Origin of the sequence: Nitrospira sp. (assembly GCA_029194535.1) — a bacterium.
Classification (GTDB): Bacteria; Nitrospirota; Nitrospiria; order Nitrospirales; family Nitrospiraceae; genus Nitrospira_C.
On record JARFXR010000002.1, the window covers coordinates 1,193,661 to 1,201,345 of the forward strand.

Annotated in this window: 6 protein-coding genes; 4 read left to right on the forward strand and 2 right to left on the reverse strand. The window is 59.9% G+C overall.

Annotation, left to right across the window (positions count from 1 at the left end; translation table 11 throughout):
- The first annotated feature begins 112 nt into the window (after positions 1-112).
- Positions 113-934: a hypothetical protein gene (locus P0111_17175; GenBank protein ID MDF0645761.1), complete on the forward strand. Its 822-nt coding sequence runs from the start codon at positions 113-115 to the stop codon at positions 932-934.
- Here the strand turns inward: P0111_17175 and P0111_17180 are convergent.
- Entirely contained in the window at positions 920-1,345 is a 426-nt protein-coding gene (locus tag P0111_17180) for a rhodanese-like domain-containing protein (protein ID MDF0645762.1), read from the reverse strand. The genes P0111_17175 and P0111_17180 overlap by 15 nt on opposite strands.
- Positions 1,346-1,421: 76 nt before the next feature.
- Here P0111_17180 and P0111_17185 point away from each other — a divergent pair, with 76 nt between their 5' ends.
- Positions 1,422-1,733, forward strand: a complete 312-nt coding sequence (locus P0111_17185) for a hypothetical protein (protein ID MDF0645763.1) — start codon at positions 1,422-1,424, stop codon at positions 1,731-1,733.
- A gap of 26 nt (positions 1,734-1,759) precedes the next feature.
- Here P0111_17185 and pyrE read toward each other — a convergent pair whose 3' ends face one another.
- A complete protein-coding gene (gene pyrE, locus P0111_17190; protein ID MDF0645764.1) occupies positions 1,760-2,362 on the reverse strand; it encodes an orotate phosphoribosyltransferase in 603 nt (200 codons plus the stop codon).
- Between the two features lie 380 nt (positions 2,363-2,742).
- Between pyrE and P0111_17195 the strand changes: the two genes are divergently transcribed.
- Both P0111_17195 and P0111_17200 read left to right on the forward strand, forming a co-directional pair.
- Positions 2,743-4,368, forward strand: coding sequence for a ShlB/FhaC/HecB family hemolysin secretion/activation protein (locus tag P0111_17195; GenBank protein MDF0645765.1), 1,626 nt, complete (start codon positions 2,743-2,745; stop codon positions 4,366-4,368).
- 163 nt (positions 4,369-4,531) lie between these two features.
- The coding region (locus P0111_17200; GenBank protein ID MDF0645766.1) for a filamentous hemagglutinin N-terminal domain-containing protein at positions 4,532-7,685 on the forward strand (3,154 nt) is incomplete at its 3' end.

Sequence of the window (7,685 nt, forward strand, 5' to 3'; positions counted from 1 at the left end):
TCATCCGGCAATGATATTCCAGCATGCTTCATCCCGTTCCACTGGGTTCACCCGGGTTTGCTGTTGTCTCTATTTGCTCTTGCTCGCATCCCTAACACCGCTGACCGGTACCGTGACCACGACATGGGCCCAGCCTCCTACCTGGGACCATCTCACCGACGGATTGCGCGTCACGCTGTGGGCGACGCCCTGTCCGGATGTCCCGCCGTTACTCATGATCGAGATCGACCCCGATCGCTATCGGTTCGCGGTGCATTACTATCGAAACGAGCGACTGGCCCAACCGCCCGACATTCATGAATGGCAGGCGAGGATGGGGCACGATCTTGTATTCAACGCCGGCCTTTTTCGTGAAAACTTCGCCTATCTTGGGCTGTTGTTCGGCAACGGACTCTCGCTCGGCGGCAAGCAACACGGGACGTGGCTTGGGCTCTTCGTCGCGGAGCCGACCGAGGCCGGGGCTCCTCCCGTCAGGATTCTGGACCTTTCTGTCGAATCCTTTGACGTCCGGCACGTTCCATATCGAGAAGCGGCGCAATCACTCATGCTGTTAGATGAGAATGGCACGATTCGCGTGCGACGATCCGGAAAACAAGCACATCAAACGATCCTGGCGGAAGAGACCGGCGGGCAGGTGCTGGTGGTCAAGACGACTCAACCTTCGACGTTGTTCGACATCGGTCAATGTCTACACGAGGCGTTTCCAGCGATCCGGAGGGCCATGGCGATGGATGGAGGATCGTCTTCCGACGTCGCGCTGGCTCCCGTGCTGCGCCGCAACGCGACTCACGCCAATCTTGGGGCCGCCTGGATGTCGTTCCTGGGCGACACGAGCGCGGGACATATCGGATTGCCCGCCGTCATCGGCATCAGCCCGAGACGCCCCTCCACGCTCTCCCAGGGGATCCCGCCGCGTAAGTCATCGCCCCGCTGATGCAACGGGATAGCCCGCTTCCATCCACGCATTCATGCTGCCGCTGACATTGTACACCCGCGTGTACCCCACATCGGCCAGCGTCTCCGCCGCAATGTTGCTGCGATGGCCCGATTGACAATAGACCACGATGTGATCACCGTAGTCCGCGCCGAGTTCCCGGTGACGTGCCTTGATTTCGCGAAAATCGATGTTGAAGTCTGTGCCCGGAATGTAGCCCCCGGCATGTTCTTCAGCTGAGCGGACATCAACCAGAATGAATCCTTTCTGGGAGGTCGACGAAGCTTTGTTCAATCCGGCTTTCAACTGCTGCACGGTCAGCAGATACGAATGATGCGCCGAGACGATACCGATTGTCAGCGTGGACAACAACAGAGCGCTTCCACAGAGCGCCAATAGTCGTGTGATCATGGTCGACCTCCTGCTCAACGGCAAGCGTGGTGAATCGTTCGACAGAGCCGATGACAACAACTATGATAGGAGCCTCATGAAGATCGGGTCAAGCCTCAGGGTCTCGTTGCTGCTGATCTGCCTGGCCGGTTGTGCCGAAGGCGCCAAGCTCGTACAGGATAATGGAGACAGCGGTGTCGTGGTGTACCCATTTAAGGCCGACCAGGGGGCCATGCTCTCTTCGTTTCGGACAGAGGCGCTGGGGTTGATCAAAGAAAAGTGCGGCGGTCTTTATACCATCGTCCGCGAGGGCGAAGCCAAAGGTCGGGCTCGAATAGTCGGCGCGGTCCAGGGGTCTCAAGAAATGGTGCGTGAGCGGCGATGGGGTATTGAGTTTCGATGCAAGTAACGCGAGCGATCGGTGTCACCGGCCGCTCAGGCCGTCGTCGCTTGCTGACGGGTGAGATCATCGATCGTCAGAAGCGCGATGAGCGATACGCCTTCTTGCTCCACGCGCGCACGGCCGTTCTGCTCCTTGCGATCCACAATCACGAGCGCCTGTCGTACGATCAACCCGGTCTGTCTGGCTGCCGCCACCGCCTTCAACAGAGAGCCTCCGCTGGTCAACACATCATCCACAACGAGAGCCCGGTCTCCCGGTCGCACGGCCCCTTCGATCAATTTCCCCAAACCATGGTCCTTGGCTTCCTTGCGCACGACAAACGTACGCCAGTCGCGCGGCGGACTGCCCCGATATCCGCAATCCGAGATCGTCGTCGCGATCGAGATCGCGCCGAGCTCGAGTCCGCCGAGGCAGTCAATCTCGTCTCCGACCAAGGCTTCATTCGCCAGAATCCCGACGAGACGACGTGCCGATGGATAGGCCATGAGCGAGCGACAATCGACGTAGTACGGACTCCTCTCTCCGGAAGCCAGCACGAATCCGTTCTCTGAATCCCACTTGAACGACCGAGTCTCGTGAAAGGCTCGAGCCAAGGCACGCTTCATCTCCGTCTTCGTCGTATCTCCGATGGTCATGACTGCTCCTCAATCGTTCTCAACGAGAACGAGCCAGCATACGTACACAAACTGACAATAAATTGACCGTTTGACCCATTCACGCTAGGGTCAGACGATCCAATTGCACGTATTTCCGTTTCGTCTCGCGCACGTTAACAGGAACCTCGCATGCCAGCTGGACAGGTCGTAGTGGGCCGCTGGGGAGGCTCCGTGCGTTCGACCGCAGGCGGCGGCTCGGCCTCACCCGATTCGGTCTTGTTCCGAATCTCAGAAGAGGCGTCAGGGTAAACGGCGCAGCCCGTGGCCACCATGAAGAGCGGAATGAGCAGCGACCGGATCAACAAGCGACACCTCACAGCGACAGCGACCGGCTCATCTTTGCATAGCTCGGCGGCAAAGTGAAGCGACACCAGATGGGCCAGGGGACAAGTCACAACGTGCAGGGGTTTTGGTGGCTGGCCGTCCATCTCTTCGTCACAGTCTCCTTAATCCTCCCATCGGCTGGCTTCGGCGAATCCGTCGATCGCGACCATCTGCTGATAAAGGGGTTTGCGTTCACGGGGAACACCGTCGTCTCGCAGATGGAGCTGGAGAGACTGACTCAGTCCTATATCGGCCAGTCGCTCGCATTACCGGACCTTGAACGTGTGGCTGGAACCGTCCAGGACCTCTACAAGAATAAGGGCTACACTCTTGCCACCGCCTATATTCCTCAGCAGGACATCCGATTCGGCGTGGTGAACATCGCCATACTCGAGGGTCGGGTCGGAGACATCGTTGTCACAGGGAATCGGCACTATTCAACGGAATTCATCCGCGGCAGCTTCGCTCAAGCCATGGAAGACAACGTCATCCGCAATGTGGCGTTGGAGCGGGCTCTGCTGTTGCTGAATAATTATCCGGATCTGAAGGTCTCGGCCGTTTTGCAGCCGGGTGCCTCGACCGGCTCGACCGACATCCAGGTCAAGGCCGAGGACAAGCGTCCGCTGCATGCCACGTTGGACTTCAACAACTACGGCTTCAACACGATTTCTCGTTACCGCGTCGGTGCCGGAATCGAAGCCGGGAACGTTCTGTTCGACGGCGCCACGCTCAACCTGAACGGCATCATCGGAAATCATCCTGATCAGTTGCTCTTCGGTTTCGGCGCCTATGCTGTCCCGATCGGCGTACACGGAACCAAGCTTGTCCTGTCCGGATCGGGAGGCCTCTTCAACGTGGGAGCGGAGCTGGCGGCCCTCGGCATCGAAGGCCGTATTCAGACGTTTGATATCTCGGCGAACCACCCTTTCATCAAGACGCGGTTTCAGTCCCTGCTCGCCGATTTCGGCTTCGCTGGAAAGAACAATCAGCTCTTCACGCTCAGCCAGCAAACCGGAGACGACCGGATTCGGGAGTTGAAGTTGGGAGTCAACTACGATCGCCTCGACCTGTCCGGTCGTACCTACTTCTCGCTCTACGGTTTCCAGGGACTCGGCGAAGCGTTGGGAGGCATGCCGAACAACGACCCTCAATCGACAAGAGCCGGCGCAGACGACCGCTTCACGAAGGGAACCTTGACGGCCGGGAGAATCCAGAGCCTGGGTCATGATGTACTGTTGCTGCTGAGGGCAAGCGGCCAGCTGACGACTCGTCCTCTCGTCGTCATCGAGCAGATGCTCCTGGGGGGACCCGATTCAGTGCGAGGCTATCAACTCGGCGAACGGTTCGTGGACGAAGGCTACACCCTCTCCGCCGAGACACGGATCCCGATTTTCCCCTCTCTGATGCCCACCCCGCTGAAGCACTTGCAGGGGGACGTCTTCATTGATTACGGCGCAGGTCGGCTGAAGAATCCTCAACCGGGCGAGGTCGCGTCAACGAATCTGACCGGTACGGGGTTCGGGCTACAGACTGAGCTACCGTACTATTCGACCAAGCTGCGGTTTGACGTAGGTTTTCCCTTGGGACCCACGCCAAGCGGAGGCACGATTTCGGGAGATCGCTCTCCAATCATATATATACAGGCCATTGCGAGATTCTAAGCAGCATGACGGCACACCCTTCGCCTCATGACGAGTCGCCGTCCCTCGGCTACACTCTAACTAAGAGGAGTCATTCGGAGCGATGAGGCGACAGCCCCCCGACAAGACAATTGCGATTTCCGGCCACCGGCGTCGGTGGCCAGGGCTTCGCCAAATGCTTTGCATGGCGCTCGCATCCCTTCAGCTCTTGGTTCCGAGCCTCGCTGCCGCCCTTCCCAGCGACGGACACGTCGTCGGCGGACATGCGACTATTCACCAGACGAACCCTACCACGCTGAATATTCAGCAGACGACCGACAAGGCCATTCTGAATTGGCAGAGCTTTTCAATCGGGGCGCATGAAGCGGTGCATTTCGTCCAGCCGTCGGTGAGTTCCATCGCCTTGAATCGGGTGATCGGCGCCGATCCCTCGGTCATTCTCGGTCAATTGCAGGCCAACGGTCGGATCTTCCTGGTGAATCCCAACGGTATTCTCTTCGGTGCCGGAGCCCAGATCGATGTGGGCGGGCTGCTGGCGACCACACTGCAGATTCGCGACAGCGACTTCATGGCCGGTCGCTATCTCTTTGCACAAGATCCCCTGAAAGGCCTGCGAAGCGTCATCAACCACGGCACCATTCGGGTGTCAGACCATGGATTCGTTTTCCTTGTGGCGCCGGGCGTAGCCAATGACGGCCTGATCGTCGCCAACCTCGGCAAGGTGTTGCTGGGTTCGGGACAACAGCTGACCCTGGACCTCATGGGTGACGGACTCATCAATTACGCCATCAGCGGGAAGGTCTTGGACCAGGTGACGGGGATGGACGGCAAGCCGCTGAGCTCGGCGGTCAGCAATAGCGGAACCATCCAGGCAGACGGAGGGCAGGTCATCCTGTCGGCAAAGGCCTCCGGCGACATCTTCTCATCCGTCGTCAACCAAAGCGGGGTCATTCGAGCCAAGAGTCTCGTGAACCACGGCGGGGTCGTTCGCTTGGAAGGATCGGACCCCGTCACGAACTCCGGCACCGTGGGACGGCAAGCCAACCTGGGCCAAATCAAGCATGCAGACGGGGCCGTCCTCAACACCGGAACGATCGACGTCTCGGCCGCGCAACCGGGGGCGGCGCAAGGGCAGGTGACGATCACCGGCGAGCAAGTGGGACTGGTCGGATCGATCCTCGCTAAGGGGGCCGACGGCGCTCCAGGCGGACGTGTCCTCATTTCATCCACCGATCAGACAGTAGGGACGAGTGACAGTCTCATCAATACGTCCGGAGTAGGAAACTCGAGCGCCGGCAACATCGTGGTCTGGTCCGACAAGAGCACGACATTCGGCGGCTCGATTCTCGCGCGCGGAGGAGCATTCGGCGGCAACGGTGGGCAGATCGAGGTCTCAGGTCATGAGAACCTTGGGTTCTTTGGGACGGTCAATGCGTTAGCTCCGTTCGGATCAGCCGGAACCCTGCTGTTGGATCCTCGAAATATCACGATCGCGACGGCGGGCGGCGTCGCGTACAATCCCGGCGTCAACAATCTGTTCGCGAATACTCCGGCTGCAGACGTGACTATCACTCCCGCCAGCATCAACGCCGCTGCAGCCAATGTCGTTCTCCAGGCCAACAACGATATAACGGTGACGAATGCCATCGCGATGACCAACAACGGCGTCGGGATCGCAATGCAGGCCGGTCGCGACATTCGCGTCAACGCCGCCGTCAGTACAAACAACGGAAATATCTCGATGACCGCAAACGATTCGTCGTCGATTGTTGCGAACCGGGCCAACGGGACTGCGGGAGACATTACATTCGCAGCCGGAGCAAATCTCAGTTCAGGCACAGGAAGCATCTCTCTGAACATCGATCCTGCCACGGCGGGAAACTATGATCCCGGCAGCATCACCACGGTCAGGAACCTGACGACGACCACTGGAAACATTTCGATGACCTCTCCGCTCAATGTGACGCTCTCCGGCGCAGTCAACGCCGGCTCGGGCGGCGTCACGATTAACGCCAACAGCGACGGGGCAGGTGGTCAGAACTTCACCATGAACGCCGGCAGCTCCATCACCACCACCAATGCTGGGGCCAATGCGATTCAGATCATTGTCAACAGTCCGACAGGCGGCACAGGGGCGGCTTCTCTCCGCGGTTCGATCACGACGGGGAACGGCGGGACTGCGACGGTTTCTACTCGCGGGCAGACCGCGGTCGGAGGGAATACGACCGGCGGCGCGATCACCCAGGGCGCAGCTCTGACCATGAACACCGGCGCGGCGGGAACTGTCGCGCTCGCCACCGGAGCCGCTGCGGCGAGCATTACCCTCAACACCGCGGGCAACAATTTCATCGGCGCGGTCGGCGTAAGTCGGGCCTTCAACGTGGCGCTTCGTGATGCCAACACGCTGACGCTCGGCGCCTCGACGATTTCAGGCACGTTGGCTCTCACCACCGCCGGAGCGCTGACCCAAACCGGCGCGTTGGCCGTAACCGGCGCCACTACCTTGGCAGCCGGAGCCGCGAACAACATCACGCTGAATAATGCCGGAAATAATTTCAGCACGGTCGGCATCACGAACGGCAGCAATGTCGTCCTCACGGACACGAACGCGTTGGTGCTGGCCGCTTCCACTGTCTCCGGCACATTGGGCGTCACAACGAACGGAGCCCTGACCCAGAGCGGTGTGCTGAACGTGACCGGAGCGACCACGCTCACCTCCGGTGCGGCCAACACCATCAACCTGGCAACTTCGGCCAACAACTTCAGCACGGTCAGCGTCACGAGCGGCAACAATGTCAGTCTGCGGGACACCAATGCGCTAGTAGTAGGCGCCTCCACGGTGAGCGGCAACTTGGCCCTCACGACAGGCGGAGCCCTCACCCAGTCTGGCGCGCTCAATGTGACCGGGACGACATCGTTTACCGCCACGGCGGCGAATACGGATATTCTTCTGGGAACGCAGGCCAACAATTTCGGGGGAGCGCTCTCGTTTGCCGGCACGCTAGGGAATTTCCGGGACCTGTCGATTCGCAATGTCAGTGCAGGGGCGACGGTTCCGGCTCTCGCAGGTTTGACCGCCTTGCGGAATCTCACTCTCCAATTCGATAACACAGCCGTTGCACTGCCGGCCTTCACCCTCGCGGCGGGAGGCAACCTCAACGTGACGGCCGGTGGAGCCATCACGGACAGCGGGAACATCATCGTGCCGGGCACGACGACGCTCACGGCCGGGGCGAACAACGTCACGCTCGACAACGCGAACAATTTCACCGGGGCAGTGTCGATCGTCAGCGGCAACAACGTCACGCTCAACGATGTCAATGCCGTGGTGCTCGGCT